This is a genomic window from Streptomyces sp. NRRL F-5650 (assembly GCF_000721365.1).
Taxonomy (GTDB): domain Bacteria; phylum Actinomycetota; class Actinomycetes; order Streptomycetales; family Streptomycetaceae; genus Streptomyces; species Streptomyces ardesiacus.
Genome location: NZ_JOGV01000068.1, coordinates 1 through 21032, shown reverse-complemented (window position 1 = coordinate 21032; position 21032 = coordinate 1). Strand labels below are relative to the sequence as shown.

At 71.5% G+C, this 21032-nt stretch carries 17 protein-coding genes; 4 read left to right on the top strand and 13 right to left on the bottom strand.

Going from position 1 to position 21032, the window contains the following annotated elements:
• Positions 1 to 167: 167 nt before the first annotated feature.
• The 7 genes from IG88_RS0135870 to mshB all read right to left on the bottom strand — a co-directional run bounded on the left by IG88_RS0135870 (position 168) and on the right by mshB (position 7638).
• The gene (locus tag IG88_RS0135870) at positions 168 to 782 is read right to left on the bottom strand and encodes a response regulator transcription factor (protein WP_031050489.1); all 615 of its coding nucleotides are present in this window, start codon (positions 780 to 782) and stop codon (positions 168 to 170) included.
• Positions 779 to 1945, bottom strand: a complete 1167-nt coding sequence (locus tag IG88_RS0135865; RefSeq protein WP_031050487.1) for a sensor histidine kinase — start codon at positions 1943 to 1945, stop codon at positions 779 to 781. The genes IG88_RS0135870 and IG88_RS0135865 overlap by 4 nt, the downstream gene beginning before the upstream one ends.
• Positions 1942 to 2682 carry an ABC transporter permease gene (locus tag IG88_RS0135860; protein ID WP_031050484.1) on the bottom strand — a complete coding sequence of 247 codons (741 nt, stop codon included), beginning with the start codon at positions 2680 to 2682 and terminating at the stop codon, positions 1942 to 1944. Before IG88_RS0135860 ends, IG88_RS0135865 begins: the two co-directional genes overlap by 4 nt.
• Positions 2679 to 3611 (bottom strand): ABC transporter ATP-binding protein, encoded by a 933-nt coding sequence (locus tag IG88_RS0135855; RefSeq protein WP_031050482.1) that lies wholly within the window; start codon positions 3609 to 3611, stop codon positions 2679 to 2681. The genes IG88_RS0135860 and IG88_RS0135855 overlap by 4 nt, the downstream gene beginning before the upstream one ends.
• A 198-nt stretch (positions 3612 to 3809) precedes the next feature.
• Entirely contained in the window at positions 3810 to 6170 is a 2361-nt protein-coding gene (locus IG88_RS0135850) for a hypothetical protein (protein WP_031050480.1), read from the bottom strand.
• A gap of 155 nt (positions 6171 to 6325) precedes the next feature.
• The gene (locus IG88_RS0135845; protein ID WP_031050477.1) at positions 6326 to 6748 is read right to left on the bottom strand and encodes a DUF6113 family protein; all 423 of its coding nucleotides are present in this window, start codon (positions 6746 to 6748) and stop codon (positions 6326 to 6328) included.
• Positions 6745 to 7638, bottom strand: coding sequence for an N-acetyl-1-D-myo-inositol-2-amino-2-deoxy-alpha-D-glucopyranoside deacetylase (mshB, locus tag IG88_RS0135840; RefSeq protein WP_031050474.1), 894 nt, complete (start codon positions 7636 to 7638; stop codon positions 6745 to 6747). The genes IG88_RS0135845 and mshB overlap by 4 nt, the downstream gene beginning before the upstream one ends.
• A gap of 634 nt (positions 7639 to 8272) precedes the next feature.
• Between mshB and IG88_RS0135835 the strand changes: the two genes are divergently transcribed.
• Positions 8273 to 9331: an intradiol ring-cleavage dioxygenase gene (locus tag IG88_RS0135835; protein WP_031050471.1), complete on the top strand. Its 1059-nt coding sequence runs from the start codon at positions 8273 to 8275 to the stop codon at positions 9329 to 9331.
• Between the two features lie 22 nt (positions 9332 to 9353).
• Here IG88_RS0135835 and IG88_RS0135830 read toward each other — a convergent pair whose 3' ends face one another.
• On the bottom strand, positions 9354 to 9548 hold the full coding sequence (locus tag IG88_RS0135830) for a hypothetical protein (RefSeq protein ID WP_031050469.1): 195 nt from the start codon (positions 9546 to 9548) through the stop codon (positions 9354 to 9356).
• Positions 9549 to 9733: 185 nt separating this feature from the next.
• On the opposite strand from IG88_RS0135830, the gene IG88_RS0135825 reads away from it, so the two are divergent.
• Positions 9734 to 11857 (top strand): S9 family peptidase, encoded by a 2124-nt coding sequence (locus IG88_RS0135825; RefSeq protein ID WP_031050465.1) that lies wholly within the window; start codon positions 9734 to 9736, stop codon positions 11855 to 11857.
• 39 nt (positions 11858 to 11896) lie between these two features.
• Here the strand turns inward: IG88_RS0135825 and IG88_RS0135820 are convergent, their stop codons facing one another.
• From IG88_RS0135820 to IG88_RS0135800, 5 genes are read right to left on the bottom strand one after another with little or no spacing between them, the layout of a single operon-like run.
• Positions 11897 to 13081 carry an ABC transporter ATP-binding protein gene (locus IG88_RS0135820; protein ID WP_037837407.1) on the bottom strand — a complete coding sequence of 395 codons (1185 nt, stop codon included), beginning with the start codon at positions 13079 to 13081 and terminating at the stop codon, positions 11897 to 11899.
• Positions 13074 to 14057, bottom strand: a complete 984-nt coding sequence (locus IG88_RS0135815) for an ABC transporter ATP-binding protein (RefSeq protein ID WP_031050461.1) — start codon at positions 14055 to 14057, stop codon at positions 13074 to 13076. Before IG88_RS0135815 ends, IG88_RS0135820 begins: the two co-directional genes overlap by 8 nt.
• A gap of 8 nt (positions 14058 to 14065) precedes the next feature.
• Positions 14066 to 15046 carry an ABC transporter permease gene (locus tag IG88_RS0135810; RefSeq protein ID WP_031050459.1) on the bottom strand — a complete coding sequence of 327 codons (981 nt, stop codon included), beginning with the start codon at positions 15044 to 15046 and terminating at the stop codon, positions 14066 to 14068.
• A complete protein-coding gene (locus IG88_RS0135805) occupies positions 15039 to 15962 on the bottom strand; it encodes an ABC transporter permease (RefSeq protein WP_031050456.1) in 924 nt (307 codons plus the stop codon). The genes IG88_RS0135810 and IG88_RS0135805 overlap by 8 nt, the downstream gene beginning before the upstream one ends.
• Before the next feature lie 13 nt (positions 15963 to 15975).
• Positions 15976 to 17607 carry a peptide ABC transporter substrate-binding protein gene (locus IG88_RS0135800; protein ID WP_031050455.1) on the bottom strand — a complete coding sequence of 544 codons (1632 nt, stop codon included), beginning with the start codon at positions 17605 to 17607 and terminating at the stop codon, positions 15976 to 15978.
• A gap of 489 nt (positions 17608 to 18096) precedes the next feature.
• On the opposite strand from IG88_RS0135800, the gene IG88_RS0135795 reads away from it, so the two are divergent.
• Positions 18097 to 19125 carry an ABC transporter permease gene (locus IG88_RS0135795; RefSeq protein WP_234332451.1) on the top strand — a complete coding sequence of 343 codons (1029 nt, stop codon included), beginning with the start codon at positions 18097 to 18099 and terminating at the stop codon, positions 19123 to 19125.
• Between the two features lie 78 nt (positions 19126 to 19203).
• On the top strand, positions 19204 to 20964 hold the full coding sequence (locus IG88_RS0135790) for an ABC transporter substrate-binding protein (RefSeq protein WP_031050451.1): 1761 nt from the start codon (positions 19204 to 19206) through the stop codon (positions 20962 to 20964).
• The last annotated feature ends 68 nt before the right edge of the window (positions 20965 to 21032 follow it).

The window sequence follows — 21032 nt, the reverse complement described above, 5'->3', positions numbered from 1 at the left end:
AGGTGGTGGGGGCCGTGGACGGGGCCGTCGCGGAGGAGGTGCGGGGGGAGGCCCGGGCGGCTCGGGCGATGTTGAACTGAGCGGTCGGGGAGGGCGGGCCGGGGTGCCGGGGGTGGGGGCGCGGGCGGCACGACTGCCCGCAGCACGGGCGGCAGGCGCGGGAGGTGTTACAGCCAGCCCTTGTTCCTGGCCACTTGTACTGCCTCCGTCCGGTTCCTGACCGCCAGTTTCTGGATGGCCGTGGAGAGGTAGTTGCGGACCGTGCCCTGGGAGAGGTGGAGGGTGGTGGCGAGTTCCGCGTTGGTGGAGCCGTCGGCTGCGGCGCGCAGGATCTCGCGTTCGCGGTCCGTGAGGGGGTTGGCGCCCTCGGCCAGCGCCGCCGCCGCCAGGGTCGGGTCGATGACGCGCTCCCCCGCCAGCACCTTGCGTACCGCTTCGGCGAGTTGGGCGGCCGGGGCGTCCTTGACCAGGAAGGCGTCGGCGCCGGACTCCATGGCGCTGCGCAGGTAGCCGGGGCGGCCGAAGGTGGTGAGGACGACCAGCTTCACGGACGGGAGTGCGCGGTGGAGCAGCGCGGCCGCCTCGATGCCGGTCGCGCCGGGCATCTCGATGTCCAGCAGGGCCACGTCCACGCCGTGGGTGCGGGCGGCGTCCAGCACCTCGTCGCCGCGGGCCACCTGGGCGACGACCTCGATGTCCTCCTCCAGGCCGAGCAGGGCGGCCAGTGCCTCGCGGACCATCGCCTGGTCCTCCGCCAGCAGGACCTTGATCGTGCGGCTCATGCCCCGGATCCTACGTCGGTGGCCGTGCCGGCGGGGACGCGGGCGACCAGCCGGAATCCCCGGCGGGACCCGTCCGTCTCCAGCCCGCCGCCCACCTTCTCCAGGCGTTCGGCGAGCCCGGTGAGGCCGTTGCCGGGGGCGTTGGCGGAGGCGGGGCCGCCGGAGCCGTCGTCCTCCACCGACAGTTCCAGCACCGCGCCGTCCAGCGTCTGGCGCCGCAGCAGCTCCACCACGCAGCGCCGGGCGCCGCTGTGCCGTACGACGTTGGTGACCGCCTCGCGCAGGGCCCAGGCTAGGGCCGCCTCGGCCTCCTCGGGGACGCCGGCGGGGTCCGGTTCGCCGGGGAGTTCGGCCGCCACCCCGGCCGCCGTCAACGCGACCTTCGCGCCCGCGAGTTCGGCGGCGAGGCGGGGGCGGCGGTAGCCGGTGACGGCCTCGCGGACGTCGACGAGGGCCTGCCGGCTGACCTGTTCGATGTCGGCGACCTGCTGGGCGGCCTTGTCCGGGTGGGCCGGGAGCATGCGGCCCGCCAGCTCGCTCTTCAGGGTGATCAGGGAGAGCGAGTGGCCGAGCAGGTCGTGCAGGTCGCGGGCGAGGCGCAGCCGTTCCTCGTTGGCGGCGAGCTGGGCGACGGTGGCACGGGCCTCGCGCAACGCGATGGTGGTCCGGATCAGTTCGCGCACGCCGGTCATCGCGAAGCCGCCCAGCAGCGCCGGGAGCAGCAGGGCGGCGATGAAGGAGGTCCCGCCCGGCACCACCAGCGCCAGCGCCGTGAGCAGCGCCGAGGCGCCCGGGATCGTCCAGCGGGCCAGCCGCAGCGGCAGGGCGGCGCCGGAGGCGATCGCGACGTACACGAACAGGACCAGCCACTCGCGGCCCAGCCCGAGGGCGAGGACCGTGGACTCGGCCGCGAGGACGGCGAGGGAGGCGAGGACGGGGCGGGTCCGGTCGCCGCGTCCGGTGCGGAAGATCAGCAGCATGTACCAGACCACGAAGCCGAGCAGGCCGAGCCAGCCGAGGACCTGGACGCCAACGGAGTGACCGCCGTGCAGCAGGTCGTTGACGGGGGCGCCCAGGTAGGCCAGCCAGATGGCCGTCCACATGACCTTGACGGCCTTCTGCCTGCGGTTCTCCGGGCGTTGCCCGATGCCGACGCCGTTCACGCCTTCAGCGTGTCCTTCCGGTACAGCCAGGCCGCGCCGCCCGCGAAGAGCACGAAGGAGACGGCGAGGACGGCGAGGTCCTGTGCGTGCGGGGCGTGACTCTGTTCGATCGACCGCCCGAGGGCAGCGTACGCGTGGGTGGGCAGCCACTCGGCGATGTCCTGCAGCCACCGCGGGAAGGTGGTGGCGGGCATCCACAGGCCGCCGAGCATGGAGAGGCCGAAGTACACGATCATCGTGATCGGCCGGACCGCGTCGCCGGTCGCCAGGTACCCGATGGCGACGCCGAGCGCGGCGAAGACCAGGCTGCCCGCCCAGATCACGCCGGTGAGGGCGAGCCACTGCCAGGCGTCCAGGCGTACGTCCTTCACGGCCGCGGCGACGGCGAAGACGACGACGACGGAGGGCAGGCTGAGGACGGCGGCGCCCGCGGTCTTGGCGAGGACGTAGCCGCGTCCGGGGAGGGTGGTCAGGCGCAGTTGCCGCACCCAGCCGTTCTCGCGCTCCCTGGCGATGCGTTCGCTGTTGCCCATCAGGACGACGGTCAGGGCGCCGAAGGAGGCCATGGAGACCATGAAGAAGGTCGGCAGGGTCAGTCCGGTGCCGTCGACCTCGCTCGTGCCGTCCGCGCTGCCCGCGATGAGCAGGAACAGGGCCGAGGGGTAGACCACCGAGAAGAAGAGGAACTTGCGGTTGCGCAGGGCCCGGGTGATTTCGAGCCTGATCAGGCTGTTCACGACTGCTTGGCCTCCTCGGCGGCGGTGAGGGCGACGAAGGCCTGCTCGAGTCCGAGACCGGCGACTTCGAGGTTGCGGGGGTAGAGGCCGAGGCCGTACACGGCGTGCACGGTGGCGTCGGCGTCGGAGGACTGGAGGCGTACGGTCCGGCCGGACACGTCGAGGGAGGTCAGGTGGGGCAGCGCGCGCAGTGTCGCCTCGTCGACCGGCTCGTCCGGACGGCCGTCCGGACCGCCGTCCAGGTCGAAGGAGATCCGGCGGGCGCCCGCCCCGGCCTTGATCTCGGCGGCGGTTCCGTCGGCCAGCAGCCTGCCCCGGTGCAGGACGAGCACCCGGTCGGCGACGGCGTCGGCCTCCTCCAGGTAGTGGGTGGCGAACAGCACGGTGCGGCCCTGGTCGGCCTGCTCGCGCATGGTGGCCCAGAAGGCCTGGCGGGCGGTGACGTCCATGCCGGTGGTCGGCTCGTCGAGGACGATCAGGTCGCTGTCGCCGGCGGTCGCGAGCGCGAAGCGCACGCGCTGGGCCTGGCCGCCGGAGAGCTTGTCGACCCTGCGGTCGGCGATCTTCGTGAGTCCGGCGCGGGCCAGCACGTCGGCGGCCGTGTGGGCCCTGGGGTGCAGCGCGCAGGCGAGCCCGACGATTTCGGCCACCGTGACCTCGTCCATCAGGCCGCCGCTCTGCAGCATGGCGCCCACCCGTCCGGCGACGATGGCCTCGCGGGGTTCGGTGCCGAAGACGCGGACGGTGCCGTCGTCGGGGCGCCGCAGGCCCAGCAGCAGGTCGAGCGTGGTCGACTTGCCCGCCCCGTTCGGGCCCAGCAGGGCCACGGTCTGCCCGGGGTAGAGGGCGAGTGTCATCCGGTCCACGGCCCGGACGTCGCCGTAGCTCTTGGTCACCTGGTCGAACCCGACCACCGTTGTCCTCGTCATGCCCTCATCGTGGCCGCGGCGGACGGGCGGGCGGCAGTGCCGGCGGTCCCGGATGCCGGATGACAGATGTCATGGGCCACTCGTGCGCGGGCCGCCGCACGGCCTCGGCGTGTGCCGTCGTTGCCGCCGCACGTGCCGCCGTACGACGGCAGGGGCGCCCGGCGAGTGCCGGGCGCCCCTGCCGGGTGCGACGTGACGTCAGCTCGGGTCGGTGTCGATGACCCCCACCCGGTCGGTCTTGCTCTTCAGGGCCTGGCGCATGGCGCCGTAGACGTCCTGGGGCGTGACGGGCGTCTTGTCACCGTTGGCGCGGGTGATGAGCACGCCGTCGAAGGTCTGGCCGTACAGCTCCTTGAGGGCGTTCAGGTCGGGCTTGTCGACCAGTTTGCCGTTGACGGCCGTGACCCTGAGGAACTTCCACAGCGACTTCTCGGGGCTCAGCGGGATGGAGTGGGCCGCGTCCGTCTGCACGGTCACGCGGGCCGACATCGCCGGCTCGGCGAACTCCTTCATCATCCGGTCGACCTCGGCCTTGGAGACCGTGGGCTGCTTGCTGGTCGTCGGCACGCTCACCGCGGTGGCGGTACCGGTCTGCACCTGGGCGCGGTACGCGCTCCGCACGGCCTCGGTCGACTTGGCGACGTCTATCCCCTGCCCTGCCTTGCCGTACACGGGGACGGCCTTGCCGGACTCGAACCTGATCGTGCCCTCGGTCACCGATCCGGACCCGCCCGCGGCGCCCTCCAGAGCGGCGTGCAGCTTCTCCTCGTCGACGGGCATGACCGGTTCGACGACCCGCTTCTGCCCGAAGAGCGAGCCGATCACGGACATCGGGTTGTAGTCGCTCGTCGCCGCCTCGCTGGCCGTGGCCTGCGTGTCGAGCTGGAGCCCCGCCTGGTCGGGCTTGAGGGAGACGGTGTCGCCGCCCACAGTGAGCTTGAGCGGCTTGGCCGCGCGGGCGCCGAGGGCCTTGTCCAGCTTCTCGACGGCGTCGTCGCGGGTGCCGCCGCCGATGTCGACGCCGAGCACGGTGGTGCCCTTGGGCACGTCGGAGCGGTTCATGAGCAGACCGGCGCCGTAGGTGACACCGGCGACGACGACCAGGCCGCCGACGAGCAGCGGGAGCTTCTTGCGCCCCTTCTTCCTGGCGGGCTCGGCGGAGTTCGCCGGGGGCGTGGAGACCGGCTCGGGCAGCTTGGGCGGCGTGTGCGGCAGCGGTCCGTCGCCGGGCGCGGCCCGGAACGGATCGGTGCGCTCGCCCGGTACGACGGGGATGCCGCTGGTGACGGTGTTGCCGGAGACGTTGTCCGGGTTGCCCGCGCCGGGGGGCGCCGGGCGCTGCGGGGTGAGGATCGCGGTGTCGTCGCTGAGGCCGCCGCCGGGGCCGGGGCCGGGACGGCTCGCGTCGGGGCCCGCGCCGGGTCCGGCACCCGCCGGCCTGCCGGGGCCGCCGGGGCCGCCCGTGCCGTGCAGGCCGTTCGGTGCGGACGCGCGCTGTCCGGCGGGCGCGCCGGTCCCACTGGACAGGCCGAGGCCGCCGAGGTCTCCGACCGGGGGCGGCGTCAGCCGGCTGTCGCCGGTGGCCGGGCCGCTGGTCGGGCCCGCGGGACCCTGGGGGCCGCCGCCGTACGGGGACTGCCCGTTCAGGCCGTTGTGCTGCCCGCCGGGGGCGCCGGGACCCTGGTCGGTGCGGCCCTTGCCGGTGAAGTCCGGCTGGTCGAAGCCCGGCTGGTCGGCGTGGCCCGGTGCGCCGCCGGTGCCGGTGCCCGGCCGGGTGCCGTTGCCGTTGCTGTTGCCGTTGCCGTTGCTGCCCAGCGGGCCGGCCGCCAGGGCCTCGGTCACGTCGAAGGAGCCGGTGCCGCCCCCGTGGCCGGGCGCCACGGGCCCGCCGGTCGCCCCGGAGCGGGCGGCGCCGCCCGCGGACCCGGGCCGGGAGCCGCCGGGTGCGTTCATGGAGCCGACCACGCCACCGGGACGGCCACTCCCGCCGCCCGGTCGCGCACCGGCGCCGGAAGTGCCCGCGCCCGCGGGGCCCGCGCCGCGGCCGCCCGGCGCACCGGGCGCGCCCTGACCCGCCGCGGGCGCCGCCGAACCGCCGGGCAGACCGGCGCCGTTGGCGGCGCCGCCGCCCTGAGTGCCCTTGCCCTGAGTCGACTTGCGGGGCGCGAACCAGTCGCTGGTCGGCTTCTCCCCGGCGGGCTGCGCGGGCTGAGCCGGCTCCGCGGGAGTCTCGGGGGCGGCGGCCGGCGCGGGGGCGCTCGGTGCCGGGGCGGGCCGCTCACCCGTCGTCGCCTCCGCGCTCTCGGCGGCGTCCTCCCCGTCCGCGACGGGCTTGCGCACGACGACCGGCGGAATGGGCCGCGACCCGGGGATGTTGATCCGGATCCGGGTCGTCAGCGTCGTCTCGGTCTTGCGCTCCTCCGGTCGCGTGGCCGAACGGCCCGCGTCCGCACCGGCGTCGGAAGCCGCGGGTGTCCCGTAGGGCGGGGTGCCCGAGGGATAGGCGGCTCCGCCGCGCCCGTGGGGCCCGGAGGACGAACTGTCAGTTTCACGACTCAAGGCAGGTTCTCCCGATTGGCTCCGCCGCCCGTCACGCCTTCAGCGGGCGGCTCGGCGGCGCGCACCACCATACTGGCCACTTCTCACGCGTATCCCGTGACCGCCGGGGAAACCCCCACGGGACTCGCACGCCTGCGGCACGGTGAAGAGGTACGTCACTTGCGAAGTCGGACTCGGCCGCCGTCCGGTTGCCGCACCGGCGCGAGGGTGGCACAGATCACAGCGACGGCGATCCCGCCGAGCAGGAAGAGGTAGGAGCCGATACCGGCGGCGAAGAGGAAGTCGCCCTCCGGACGGCTGGTCGTCAGCAGCACCGCGGCGACCGCCCAGCCCACGGCGGGCGCGGCGGCCCCTGCCCGGCGTCCCGCGGCGCGGCCCGCGCCGAGACAGAGCCCCGCCTCGGCGGCCAGGGCGAGCAGCAGCCCGCCCGGGAACCAGGCCGGCTGCACCAGCGCACCCGCCACCGCGAGCACGGCACCGAGCAGGAAGAGACCCACGTACAGGAGGAACCGTGCCGCCGAGGGCGGGCGCAGCGGCTGGGCGAGTGCGGAGCCCGCGGGCTCCTTGCGGCTGCTCACCGGGCCACCCCGCTCCCGGCGGTCGCGGTGGTCCCGGCGAACAGGTCGCTCTCGCGCCCGTCCGCACCGGCGTCGCCGCGCTCGCCGCGCACGAGTTCGTAGTACTCGGTGGTGAGGAGGGGCTGGGCGAGGTCGTTGGAGAGGACGAAGTACGGTTCGGCGACCGTGATCTGGGTGGCGTGCGCCCGCATCGCGGCGGCCTTGGCGGCGGCGTACGGGGTGCCCTCGCCGTGGATCTCGGTGGTGATCCGCTCGTCGTCGACGACGCCCGGTACGTCCTCGACGTCGGCCGCCTTCTCGAACGGCAGGCCGGGCAGGTCGTCCCGGAGCCGGGCGAAGGCGGCCTCCACGTGGGAGCGTGGCACGCGGTTCCAGTAGACCTTGGCCACGGGGCACCCCGCGTCAGCCGCCAAGTCCACCGCGCGCATGGCGATGCGGTGGGCCTGGATGTGGTCGGGGTGGCCGTAGCCGCCGTGGGGGTCGTAGGTGACGAGCACCTGGGGGCGCACCTCGCGGATGACGTCGACGAGCAGGGCCGCGGCGGCGTCGACGTCCGCCTGCCACAGGCAGCCGGGGTCGTCGTTGTCGGGCAGCCCCGTCATCCCGGAGTCGGCGAACCGTCCCGGCCCGCCCAGCAGCCGGAAGTCGTCGACGCCGAGCGCGCGCATCGCCTCCGCCAGCTCGCCCTTGCGGTGCCCGCCCAGAGCGGCACCGGACAGGTGGGCCAGCCCGGGCGGAATGACCTCGCCCCGCTCGCCGAGGGTGCAGGTCACCAGCGTCACGTGCGCGCCCTCGGCCGCGTACCGGGCCATGGTGACGCCGTTGTTGATCGACTCGTCGTCCGGGTGCGCGTGCACCAGCAGCAGACGCCGGCCGGGGAGTTCCGTCATGGGCTCCACCCTATGAGGCCCCGGGGCCGGTCACGTCACACGGGCGACCGTCCGTGCACCGGCAGGGCGGGGACGGGCCCGGGACTGCCCCGGGGGGCCGGCCCGGGGCTGGAGCCGGGCGCAGGGCCCGGACCCAACGCGGGCCCGTAGCCCGTCCGGAGCTGGGCCGGGGGGCGCGGGCCCGAGCTGGGCCGGGTGCGGGGCCGGGGGGCGCGGAAGCCGGGGCGAGCTGGGCCGGGCGCGAGCCCGGGTGGCCCGGTGCCGGGGCTGGAGCCGGGCCGGGCGCGAGCCCAGAGCCCGGCCGGGGGCGGGGCTGGGGGGGGAGCCGGGCCGGGGGCAAAGCCAGAGCCCCTGAGCCGGGCCGGAAACAGGGCGGAGCCGGGCCGGACGCAGGGCTGAGCCGGGACGGACGCAAAGCCAGAGCCCGGCCGGAAACAGGGCTGAGCCGGGACGGGGCCAGGGCCGGGCCGGAGGTGGGCCCCCGGGCCCCCGCCCCCCGGCGGCGGGCGTTCACAGTCGGTGCACAAGCTGTGCCGAGCGGGCTCATGGGCGGCGTTGTCAGGCTGGGCGGCGGGTCGGCACCGGCGCCCGGTACGGCCCCACGGACCTGTCACCTCCGGACGGAAGGCGCTCGATGCGCGAGCCGAAAGCCCACCAGACCCCCGACGGTCCCGCCTACCAGGGGCGGCTGCTCCCCCACCCCGACGAGGAGGTCGTCGACCAGGGACTGAGGTTCGACCTCGGCACCCTCTTCTCCCGCCGGCGGGCCCTGTCCCTGCTCGGCGGGGTCGGCGGTATGACGGCGCTCGCCGCGTGCGGCTCGGGCTCCGGCAGCGGCACCTCGGGCAAAGCCACGGCCGCCGCGTCCTCGTCCGCGTCCTCGTCCGCGTCCTCCGCCGGTCTGACCGAGATCCCCGACGAGACCAACGGCCCCTACCCGGCCGACGGCACCAACGGGGTCCAGGTCCTGGACCAGGACGGGATCGTCCGGCAGGACATCCGCTCCAGCTTCGGCGACTCGACGACGACCGCGCCGGGCATCCCCCTGACCTTCGAGTTCACCCTGCTGGACATCGCCGACGGCGGCCGGCCGCTCGCCGGTGCGGCCGTCTACGCGTGGCACTGCGACCGGAGCGGCAACTACTCCCTGTACTCCAGCGGCATCGAGGACGAGAACTACCTGCGCGGCGTGCAGGTCGCCGACGACGACGGGCTGGTCAGGTTCGTCAGCATCTTCCCCGCGTGCTACTCGGGACGCTGGCCCCACATCCACTTCGAGGTCCACCCCGGCCTCGATTCCCTCACCGACTACGACAAGCGCCTCTCGACGTCCCAGCTCGCGTTGCCGAAGGACGTCTGCGACACGGTCTTCGCGACCGAGGGATACGAGTCCTCCGTCGGCAACCTCGCCGAGCTGACGCTCAAGACCGACAACGTCTTCGGCGACGACGGCGGCGTCCACCAACTCGCCACCGTGGCCGGATCGGTGAAGGCCGGCTACACGGCGAAGCTGACCGTCCCCATCGACACCCGCACGGAGCCCACCGGGGGCAACGCTCCCGGCGGCGGTGGCGGCCCGGAGGGCGCCCCGCCCGGCGGAGCCCCGTCCGGCGGTCCCGTGCCCGGCGGAGCCCCGAGCGGCCCGCCCCCGAGCGGGGCGCCCTCGGGAACACCGGGCGCGGTCGAGGGCTGATCCCGAGAGCCGGGCGCCGACGTCAGAACTTGATGTTCCCGATCACCCCCGCGATATTGTTCGTCAGCTCGCTGATCGTGGGGGCGATCGTCGACGAGGCCAAGTAGAAGCCGAGGAGCATGCAGACCACCGCATGCCCGGCTTTCAGGCCTGACTTCCTGACCAGCAGGAAGACGATGATCGCCAGCAGCACAACCGCCGAGATCGAGAGTGCCACGGCGGCTCACCTCCAATAGGCCCAGGGACATGGGGGTCGGTCGCAGTCAAAGCTCGGGGCAGGCAAATCCACGCAGCGGGCACCTGGTTGATACCCACTGTGCGCCAGTGATCATAACTATCCGTGCGCGCGCATCTCTCGGCGCACAGCCGCACAAGGGGGCGCATGGCCAATATGGTCAAGGCATGACGACCGAGTCCGACTCCTTCCCCAAACGGCACGCCCGCACCCAGCGGTTCACGCTCGGCGCGCCGCGCTCGTTCACCGTGGCACCCGACGGTTCACGGGTCGCCTTCCTGCGCTCCGGCACGGGCACCGACCGGGCCAACTCGCTGTGGATCCTCGACGTCGGGACCGGCGGGGAGCGCCTGGCCGCCGACCCCCGCGCCCTCCTGGGCGGCGCCCGGGAGCACCTGTCGCCCGAGGAACGGGCACGGCGTGAGCGCAGCCGCGAGGGCGGCGCCGGGATCGTCGGCTACGCCACCGACGCGGCGGTCGAGCTGGCCTCCTTCGCGTTGTCGGGGCGGCTATTCGCGGCCGAGCTGCGCGCCGGCACCGCACGCGAACTGCCCGCCGCCGGGCCGGTGATCGACCCCCGCCCCTCCCCCGACGGCCGGCACATCGCCTACGTCGCCCGGGGCGCCCTGCGCGTCGTGGGCGCCGAGGGGGACGGCGACCGGGCGCTGGCCGAGGCGGACGGCGAGGGCGTCACGTACGGGCTCGCCGAGTTCGTCGCGGCCGAGGAGATGTCCCGCAGCCGCGGTTTCTGGTGGAGCCCGGAGTCGGACCGGCTGCTGGTGGCACGCGTGGACGACACGCCGGTGCAGCGCTGGTGGATCTCCGACCCGGCCCAGCCCGGGCGTGATCCACAACACGTCCCGTATCCGGCGGCGGGCACCCCGAACGCGGACGTACGGCTGTTCGTGGTCGGCCTCGACGGGGAGCGCACGGAGGTCCTCTGGGACCGGGCGCGGTACCCGTATCTGGCGCGAGTGCACTGGTCAGCGGCGGGTGCACCGCTGCTCCTCGTCCAGGCGCGCGACCAGCGCAGCCAGCTCTACCTGGCGGTGGACACCGAGTCCGGGACGACCCGCATGGTCCACGCCGACGAAGATCCAACTTGGCTTGAACTCTTCCCCGGTGTGCCCTGCTGGAGCCCCTCGGGACAGCTCGTGCGGATCGCCGACGAGGGCGGAGCGCGCGTCCTCGCGGTCGGCGAACGACCGCTCACCGGAGCCCAGTTGCACGTGCGGGCGGTGCTGGACGTCGGCGCCGACGACGTGCTGGTCTCCGCCTCGGCGGGCGAGGAGGCGGCCGGGGCGGAGATCGGCGAGGTGCACGTGTACCGGGTGAACGAACTCGGCGTCGAGCGCCTGTCGCAGGAGCCCGGCGTGCACTCGGCGGTGCGCGCCGGGGGCGTGACCGTGCTCGTCTCCGCCACCCTCGACCGGCCGGGGGCCCGGGTCCGCGTGCTGCGGGACGGGAAGACGGCGGCGACCGTCGCCTCGTATGCGGAAGACCCCGGTTTGTCCCCGCGCGTGACGCTCACCCAGGGGGGCGCACGACGTGTCCCGTGCGCCGTGCTTATGCCAACGGACTACCACGGTGACACCCTCCTCCCCGTCCTCCTCGACCCCTACGGTGGCCCGCACGGCCAGCGCGTCGTGGCCGCGCACAACGCCCACCTCACCTCCCAGTGGTTCGCCGACCAGGGATTCGCGGTCGTGGTCGCCGACGGTCGGGGCACTCCCGGGCGCTCCCCCGCCTGGGAGAAGGCCGTCAAGGACGACATCGCCGCCGTCGTGCTCCAGGACCAGGTGGACGCCCTCCAGGCCCTGGCGGCCGACTTCCCGCTGGACCTGAACCGGGTCGCCGTGCGGGGGTGGAGCTTCGGCGGCTACCTGGCCGCCCTCGCGGCGCTGCGCCGGCCGGACGTCTTCCACGCCGCCGTGGTCGGCGCCCCCGTCACCGACCTGCGGCTCTACGACACCCACTACCAGGAGCGCTACCTCGGCGACCCCGGCGAGCAGCCGGACGTCTACCGCCGCAACTCGCTGATCGACGACGCCGGACTGGTCGACGCCGCCGAGCCGCACCGGCCCATGATGGTCATCCACGGTCTGGCGGACGACAACGTGGTGGTCGCCCACTCGCTGCGCCTGTCCTCGGCCCTGCTGGCGGCCGGCCGCCCGCACGAGGTCCTGCCGCTGTCCGGCGTCACGCACATGACCCCGCAGGAGTCCGTCGCCGAGAACCTGCTGCGGCTCCAGGTGGACTTCCTCAAGCGGTCGTTGCCCGCACCGGCGTAGCGGGCACCCACCTCCGCCCGCCCCGCCCGCCCCGCCGCGTCACGCGCCCTCGCTGTCCTCCCGGTGCGCGCCGTGCGGACCCGGCGCACTCCCCGAACCGTGGGAACCCGGCGCACTCCCCGGGCCGTTCGGACCGGGCGAGCCGCGTGAACCGGGCGGTGCGGGCGGCGCGGGTTCCTCCGGCGGCGGCGCGGGTTCCTCCGGCGGAACCACCCGCTTCTCCTCCGCGAAGTGGCACGCCGAGTCGTGCGCCGCGGGTCCCCGCACGCCCCGGAACTCCGCGGGCACCGCGAGCGCCGGCACCTCCAGCGCGCACCGCTCCCGCGCCTTCCAGCAACGGGTGCGGAAGCGGCAGCCGGACGGGATGTTGGTCGGGGACGGCACGTCACCGGCCAGGATGATCCGCTCGCGGTGCTCCCTGGCCTCCGGGTCGGGCACCGGAACGGCGGACAGCAGCGCCTGGGTGTAGGGGTGCGTGGGGTGGTCGTAGATCTCCGCGTCCCGGCCGGTCTCCACGATGCGGCCCAGGTACATCACGCCGACCCGGTCGGAGATGTGCCGGACGATCGACAGGTCGTGGGCGATGAAGATGTAGGAGAGGTCGAACTCGTCCTGGAGACGGCCCATCAGGTTGATCACCTGGGCCTGCACGGACACGTCGAGGGCCGAGACCGGCTCGTCGGCGACGATGATCTCCGGGCGCAGCGCCAGCCCCCGCGCGATGCCGATGCGCTGGCGCTGGCCGCCGGAGAACTGGTGCGGGTAGCGGTTGATGTACTCCGGGTTCAGGCCGACCACGTCCAGCAGGTCCCGCACCCGCCCCCGCCGGTCGCCCTTCGGGGCCGCCTCGGGGTGGATGTCGTACGCCTCCCCGATGATGTCGCCCACCGTCATGCGGGGGTTGAGGGAGGTGTACGGGTCCTGGAAGACCATCTGGATGTTCCGCCGTACGGTCTTCAGCGCGCGGCCCGACAGGCGGGTGATGTCCACGCCCTTGTAGCGGATCTCGCCGGCCGTCGGCCGTTCCAGGTTGACCAGCATCTTGGCGACCGTGGACTTGCCGCAGCCGGACTCGCCGACGATGCCGAGGGTTTCGCCGCGGGCCAGGTCGAAGTCCACGCCGTCGACGGCCTTGACCGCGCCGACCTGCTTCTTGAAGAGGATGCCGGAGGTCAGCGGGTAGTGCTTGACCAGCCCCCGCACCTCCAGGATCGGCTCAGCCATGCAGGCACTCCCTCCAGAAGTGGCAGGCGCTGCCCCGCTCGGCGTCGGACTCCGTGACCTCGTACAGCGGCGGCACGTCGGTGCGGCAGACGTCCTGGGCCATCGGGCAGCGGGGGTGGAAGGCGCAACCGGGCGGGATGCGGGTGAGGTTGGGCGGCAGGCCCTTGATGGCGTAGAGCTCCTGGCCCTTCTGGTCCAGGCGCGGGATGGATTCCAGCAGGCCGCGGGTGTAGGGGTGGGCCGGCGCCTTGTAGATGTCGTGGACGGGAGCGGTCTCGACGATCCGGCCCGCGTACATCACCGCGATCTTGTCGGCGACGTCGGCGACCACGCCGAGGTCGTGGGTGATGAGGATCAGGCCCATGTGCAGCTCGCGCTGGAGTTCCGCGAGCAGGTCCATGACCTGGGCCTGGACGGTGACGTCGAGGGCGGTGGTCGGTTCGTCGGCGATGATCAGCTTGGGTTCCAGGGCCATCGCCATCGCGATCATGATCCGCTGGCGCATGCCGCCGGAGAACTGGTGCGGGTACTGCTTCACCCGCTCCGCGGCGGCCGGGATGCGCACCCGGTCCATCAGCTCGACGGCCTTGGCGTGGGCGTCCTTGCGGGACATGCCGCGGTGCACGGTGAACATCTCGGCGAGCTGGGCGCCGACGGTCAGGACGGGGTTGAGCGACGACAGCGCGTCCTGGAAGATCATGGCCATCTCGGCGCCGCGGATCTTCCGCCGTTCCTCCTCCTTCAGCCTCAGCAGGTCCCGGCCCTCGAAGAGGATCTCCCCCGCGGTGATCCGGCCCGGCGGGACGTCGAGGATGCCCATCACCGTCTGGGCGGTGACGGACTTGCCGGAGCCGGACTCGCCGAGCACCGCGAGGGTCTCGCCCGCGTCCACGCCGTAGCTGACGCCGTTGACGGCCTTGGCGACACCGTCCCGGGTGTGGAACTCCACGTGCAGGTCGCGCACTTCGAGCAGCATGCGGTCGCTCACCTCAGCTTCGGGTCGAGGGCGTCGCGCACCGCGTCGCCGAGCATGATGAACGCGAGGACGGTGATGGCCAGCGCGCCCGAGGGCCAGAGCAGGGCGTGCGGGGCGTTGCGGACGTAGGGGGCGGCGGCGGAGATGTCGATGCCCCAGGAGACGCTGGGCGGCTTGAGGCCGACGCCGAGGAAGGACAGGGTCGCCTCCAGGGAGATGTAGGTGCCGAGCGCGATGGTCGCCACGACGATGACGGGGGCGACGGCGTTGGGCGCGATGTGCCGCAGCAGCAGGCGGGAGTTGGAGGCGCCCAGCGCCCGCGCCGCCTGGACGTAGTCGTTCTGCTTGGCGGTGATGACGGAGCCGCGGGCGATGCGGGAGATCTGCGGCCAGCCGAGCAGCACGATGAAGCCGATGACCGGCCAGACGGTGTTGCTGGTGATGACGGAGAGCAGGACGAGGCCGCCCAGCACCACCGGGATCGCGAAGAAGATGTCGGTGATGCGCGAGAGCACCGCGTCCCCCGCGCCGCCGAAGAACCCGGCGAGGCCGCCGAGGACGCTGCCGAGGACGGCTACGCCGAGGGTGGCGAGGATGCCGACCGCCACCGAGGTGCGGGCGCCGTAGACGGTACGGGTGTAGACGTCGCAGCCCTGGCCGTTGAAGCCGAAGGGATGGCCCGGCTGGGAGCCCTCCTGGGCCTTGGCCAGGTCGCACTTGAGGGGGCTGCCGGAGGCGATCAGCGACGGCCAGATGGAGATCACGACCAGGAAGAGGATCACCAGGGCCGAGATGATGAAGACGGGGTTGCGGCGCAGGTCGTGCCAGGCGTCGGACCACAGGCTGCGCGGCTTCTCGCGCGGGTCCGCCCCGTCCGGTCCGGGCGGCTGCTCCAGCGTGGCCGCCTCGCTGGTGCCGAGGTCCATCGTGCCGCCCATGCCGGTGCCGGCGATGGCGCGTTCGGGTTCGTAGGGCTCCTGTTCAGGCATAGCGGATCCTCGGGTCGAGTACGGCGTACAGGAGGTCGACGACGAGGTTGGCGAGGAGGAAGACGAGGACCAGGATGGTGACGAAGCCGACGACGGTCTGGGTGTTCTGGCGCAGGATGCCCTGGTAGAGCTGGTAGCCGACGCCGTGGATGTTGAAGATCCGCTCGGTGACGATGGCGCCGCCCATCAGGGCGCCGATGTCGGTGCCGATGAAGGTGACGACGGGGATGAGGGAGTTGCGCAGCAGGTGCCGCGTGATGACCCGGTGCCGGGGCAGGCCCTTGGCGATGGCGGTACGGACGTAGTCGGAACGCCGGTTCTCCGCGATGGAGGTGCGGGTCAGCCGGGTGACGTACGCCAGTGACACCGAGGCGAGCACCAGCCCGGGGACGATCAGCTCGTCGAACCGTGCCTCGGAGGAGACGGCGGGGTCGATCCAGCCCCACTTGACGCCGAGCAGCAGTTGCAGCAGCAGGCCGGTGACGAAGGTGGGGACGGAGATGACGACGAGGGTCAGGAGCAGCACCCCGGTGTCGACGGGACGGCCGCGGCGGAGCCCGGTGACGACGCCGAGGAGGATTCCCACCACGATCTCGAAGATGATCGCCACGATGGTCAGCCGGATGGTGACCGGGAACGCCGTGCCCATCAGTTCGGTGACCGGCTGGCCGTTGAAGGCGGTGCCGAAGTCGCCGGTGAAGACGTTGCCCATGTAGGTGGCGTACTGCCGCCACACGGGCTGGTCGAGGCCGAACTCGTGCCGGAGCTGCGCCGCCGTCGCGGGGTCGCACTCGCGGTCGCCGCACAGTCCCGCGATGGGGTCGCCCATCACGTTGACCATCAGGAAGATCAGCAGCGTGGCCCCGATGAAGACCGGGATCATCTGGAGCAGCCGCCGGACGACGTAGCGTCCCATGGAGCCCGCCCCCTCAGCCGACCTTGATCTCGTTGTAGACCGGGACGCTGAACGGGTTGAGCTTCACGTTGGAGAGCCGGTCCGAGTAGCCGGCGCTGCCGTTCTGGTACCAGAGCGGGATGGCGGCCATGTTGTCGCGGACGACCTCCTCGGCCTGCTGGAAGGTCTTGACGGCCTGGGCGGTGTCGGTCTGTCCGTTGGCCTTGTCGACGAGCCCGTCGAACTGCTTGTTGGACCACTTGCCGTCGTTGGAGGAGGCGTTGGTGTAGTAGAGCGGCTGGAGGAAGTTCTGGATGAGGGGGTAGTCCATCTGCCAGCCGGCGCGGAAGGGGCCGCTCATCTTCTTGCCGGTGATCTGGTTGCGGAAGTCGGCGAAGGTGCCGACGGGGTTGCCGGCGCAGGCGCGGTCGTTGCCCAGGGCGTTGTTGATGGAGTTGCAGACCGCGTCGACCCACTGCTTGTGGGAGCCGGTGTCGGCGTTGTAGGTGATCTTGACCTGGCCGCCCGGCAGCCCGCCGCCCTCCTTGACCAGCTTCTTGGCCTGGTCGGGGTTGTAGTCGCAGGCGTCGCCGCACAGGCCCGGCTTGTAGCCGCCGTCCTTGCCGAGGACGGGCGAGGTCCAGTCGGTGGCCGGGGTGCGGGTCTGCTGGAAGATCGTGTCGGTGATCTGCTTGCGGTCGATGGCCATGGACAGGCCCTTGCGGACCTTCTCGGAGCCGGGCTTGTTCCAGTTGTTGTCGTAGAACGGGAAGGCCAGGGTCTGGATGATGCCGGCGGGGGTGTTGATGTACCGGTCGCCGAGGTCCTTCTTGACGTTCTTGAGCTGGGAGGCGGGGACGTCGTCGACGAGGTCGAGGTTGCCCGCGATCAGGTCGGTGTAGGCGGTGTTGTTGTCCGTGTAGACCTTGAGGTCCACGCCGCCGTTCTGCGCCTTGTCCGGTCCGGGGTAGCCGTCCCACTTGCGCAGGGACATCTGCGAGCCGCGGGTGTAGTTGTCGACCTCGTACGGGCCGTTGCCGACCGGCTTCTTCAGCCAGCCGGCGTGGTCGTCGAAGAACGCCTTGGGCAGCGGCGCGAACGCGTTGTAACCGAGGGTGTCGGGGAAGCTGGAGAACTTCTGGTTGAGCTTGACCGTGAAGGTGCGCGGGCCGGTCACCTTCAGCCCCGAGAGCGTGTCGGCGCTCTGTGAGCCGCTCTCGGGGTGCACCTTGTCGTAGCCGTCGATGTACGCGAAGAAGTAGGCGTTGCGCTGGTTGTTCTTGAGACTGGCGCCGTAGTTCCAGGCGTCCACGAAGGACTGGGCGGTGACCTTCTCGCCGTTGCTGAAGGTCCAGCCGTCCTTGACGGTGACGGTGAAGGTCTGCGAGTCGGAGGTGTCGATCTTCTCGGCGAGCATGTTCTTGGCCTCGCCGGTCTCCGGGTCGTACTTCTTCAGCCCCCGGAAGATCATGTCGAGGACCTTGCCGCCCTGCACCTCGTTGGTGTTGGCCGGCTCCAGCGGGTTCTGCGGGTCGCCCCAGGAGGAGCTGAGCACGCCACCGCTCCCGCCGCTGCCCCCGTCCCCGCCTCCGCCGCCACAGCCCGTCGCCGCGAGGACTACCGCCGCCGCGCAAGCGGCCCATCTGGCGTGCGTGACTCCGCGCATGGAGTGCCTCCTCGTGCCCTGGTTCTCCTGATGCCCCATTCCAGTCAATATCGGTTGATAGTTGACCCTTCGCACATGCAGTCCCGCCATCCGGGGGTGGACCCCGGACATTCGGGTTCTGCATGAACCATGCACGGAGTGTGTGCACCGAGGACGGAATCCCGTCGGCCGACCACGCAATGGATCACCGAAAAGCGATGCGGATCCGTTACTTCGCGACCCCCGGGTGTACGCATTCCGACGACTCGGCGTCCACATAACGAACACCTTGACTGATTCGTCCAGTTGGCCCGATGTAAGGCACAGATCGATCACGAGGCGCTACACGCGTAGCTACGGATTGGTCAAGTACAGGTAAATAAAGTAAAGAGAAGGTCAAGTCGAGTCAGATTTTATTGACCTTGAACGAATTGCGTTGAAAAAGTCCGGCGTAGCCCGTAGGGGGACGCCCTGCGGAGTCATCAGACCCTCCCTTGGGCCAGGAGCACCATGACCCCCCCAACTCCATCAGCGGCCGCCCCGCTCGAGGTGACCGACGAGACTGTCGACAAGTCACCCACGCCCGCCACCCCCAAGGGCAGCGAAAGCCGTTCGCCGGGCCGCCTGGCCTGGAAGCGCTTCAAGCGCGACCGTACGGGCGTCATATCGGCGTGCATCGTGATCTTCTTCTTCGTGATCGCGCTCGCCGCGCCCCTCATAGCCAAGCTGTACGGCAAGAACCCCTACACCACGTACGCGAGTGAGCGGCCCGAGCTGCTCGACCCGTTCGCGTACCCGGCCGGCCCCAACGGCGGCATGAGCTCGGAGTTCTGGTTCGGCATCGAGCCGCAGCTCGGACGCGACGTGTTCACGTTCCTGCTGTACGGCATCCGGACGTCGCTGGGCATCGCCCTCGCCGCCACCCTGCTCACCACCGTCGTCGGTGTCGTCATCGGTATCACCGCGGGCTACCTCGGCGGCAAGACGGACTACTTCGTCGGCCGGGTCATCGACATCCTGCTGTCCTTCCCGTCCACGCTGTTCTTCATCGCCTTCATGCCGGTCGTCTACGGCCTCTTCGTCGCGGCCGACGAGAACATCCCGACCTCGCTGCGCGCCGTCTCCCTCATCCTCGTGCTGGCCGTCTTCGGCTGGGCCTCGCTCGCCCGCCTGCTGCGCGGCCAGGTGCTCGGTCTGCGTGAGCGCGAGTTCGTGGAGGCCGCCAAGGTCACGGGCGCGTCCCCCTGGCGCATCGTCTTCAAGGAGCTGCTGCCCAACCTGTGGACGCCGATCCTGATCCAGTCCACGCTGATGCTCCCCGCTTTCGTGACCGCGGAAGCCGGTCTGGCCTTCCTCGGCGTCGGCATCATCGACCCCACCCCGGACTGGGGAGTCATGATCCAGCGAGGCGCCCAGTTCTACACCGAGGACATCACCTTCATGCTCTTCCCGGGCATCTCGATGGTGATCTTCGTCCTCGCCTTCAACCTGCTCGGCGACTCGGTGCGCGACGCCCTCGACCCGAAGTCCAAGCGCTGACCGCTTCGCACTCCGGTCCGTACACAGGAGTCCGGCCGGCCACCTCCGTCCCGTCTGCCCACCTTTGGTAGGTTCACCATGTCCTTCTCCCGTAGAAACTTCCTCATCGCGACCGGTGTCGTCGCGGCCTCCACCTCGGTCCTGACCGCCTGCGGCGGCAGCGACAAGGGCGGGTCCGCCAAGAACGACGGTCCCAAGGTCAGCGGCAGCAAGACCACGGAGATCCTGGTCGGCACCAAGGCCGACTCGACCGGTCCGGCCCCCGAGGTCGAGGGCGCCACCAAGGGCGGCACGGTCTACTCGCTGGACCAGTTCGACATGGACCACATGGACCCGGCACAGATCTACGTGTCCACCGAGGGCGCCATCACCGTACCGATCATGCGCGGGCTGACCGGCTACAAGCTGGACGGCAAGGGCGGCTGCACCCTGGTCGGCGACGTCGCGACGGACGCCGGCACGATGAAGGACGGCGGCAAGACCTGGTCCTTCACCATCAAGGAGGGCGTCAAGTGGGAGGACGGCTCCGAGGTCACCCTCGAGGACGTCCGCCACACCTTCGAGCGCACCTTCGCCGAGTTCATCACCGAGGGTCCCCGTTACGTCCAGCAGTTCCTCGCGGGCGGCGACAAGTACAAGGGCCCGTACGAGGGCAAGCACCTCGACTCCATCGAGATCGACGGCCGGACCATCACCTTCCGCCTCAACGAGGCCCGCGCCGACTTCAACTTCACGCTCGCGATGCGTGGTTACTCCCTGGTGCCGCAGAAGCACGACTCCAAGGAGAAGTACGACAAGCGCCCGTTCTCCTGCGGCCCCTACAAGATCGAGAGCCGCAGCGTCGGCAAGTCGATGACCTACGTGCGCAACGAGCACTGGGACCCGAAGACGGACGCGATCCGCAACGCGTACCCGGACAAGTTCCACTTCCAGTTCGGCTACGAGCTGCTGGCGTCCACCGACCGCTACCTCGCGGACAAGGGCAACGACCAGTACGCGATGTCGATCTTCAACGAGGTCGCCCCGCAGCGCATCGCCCAGGTGCTCACCAACGCCGAACTGAAGAAGCGCGTCCTCACCGCGGTCGACACGGTCACCTACTACTGGCCGATCAACACCACCCGCATCAAGGACGTCAAGGTCCGCCAGGCCATCAACTGGGCGTGGCCGCACCAGCAGCTCCAGACGATCCGCGGCGGCGCCTCCACCAGCGAGCTCGCCACCACGATCCTCAGCCCGGTGACCCCCGGTTACAACAAGTTCGACCTGTACGGCGTCGACAAGAAGCCCGGTGGCGACCCGGAGAAGGCCAAGGCCCTGCTGAAGGAGGCCGGCAAGGTCGGCCAGAAGCTGGTCATCGCCTACCAGCAGTCGGACAACTCGGTGAAGTCCGCCGTCGCGATCAAGAACGCCCTGGAGGCGGCCGGCTTCCAGGTCGTCAACAAGCAGGTCGACAAGTCGACCTTCTACACCCAGATCGGCAAGATCGACAACGGCTACGACCTGTTCGCCGCCGGCTGGAGCCCGGACTGGCCGAACGGTTACTCCGTGTTCTACCCCTGCTGGAGCGGCGAGAACATCGGCAACGGCCGCAGCAACTACGCCCAGCTGAACGACGCGGGCGTGAACAAGGCGATCAACGCCGCGTCCAAGATCTCCGACCCGGAGGAGGCCAACAAGGCCTGGGGCGCCGTCGACCGCCAGATCATGGAGCTGGCCGCCGTCGTGCCCGACTACCACTCCATCCGCAACTGGATGTACGGGTCCAAGGTCGGCAACGTGATCTACGACAACGGCAACACCTGCGTCGCGCTCTGCAAGATCTACCTGAAGAAGTAAACGCGTACGATCCCTCGGGGGCGGCCACCACCCTGCGGCCGCCCCCCGGGGCCCACCCCCCTCCAACC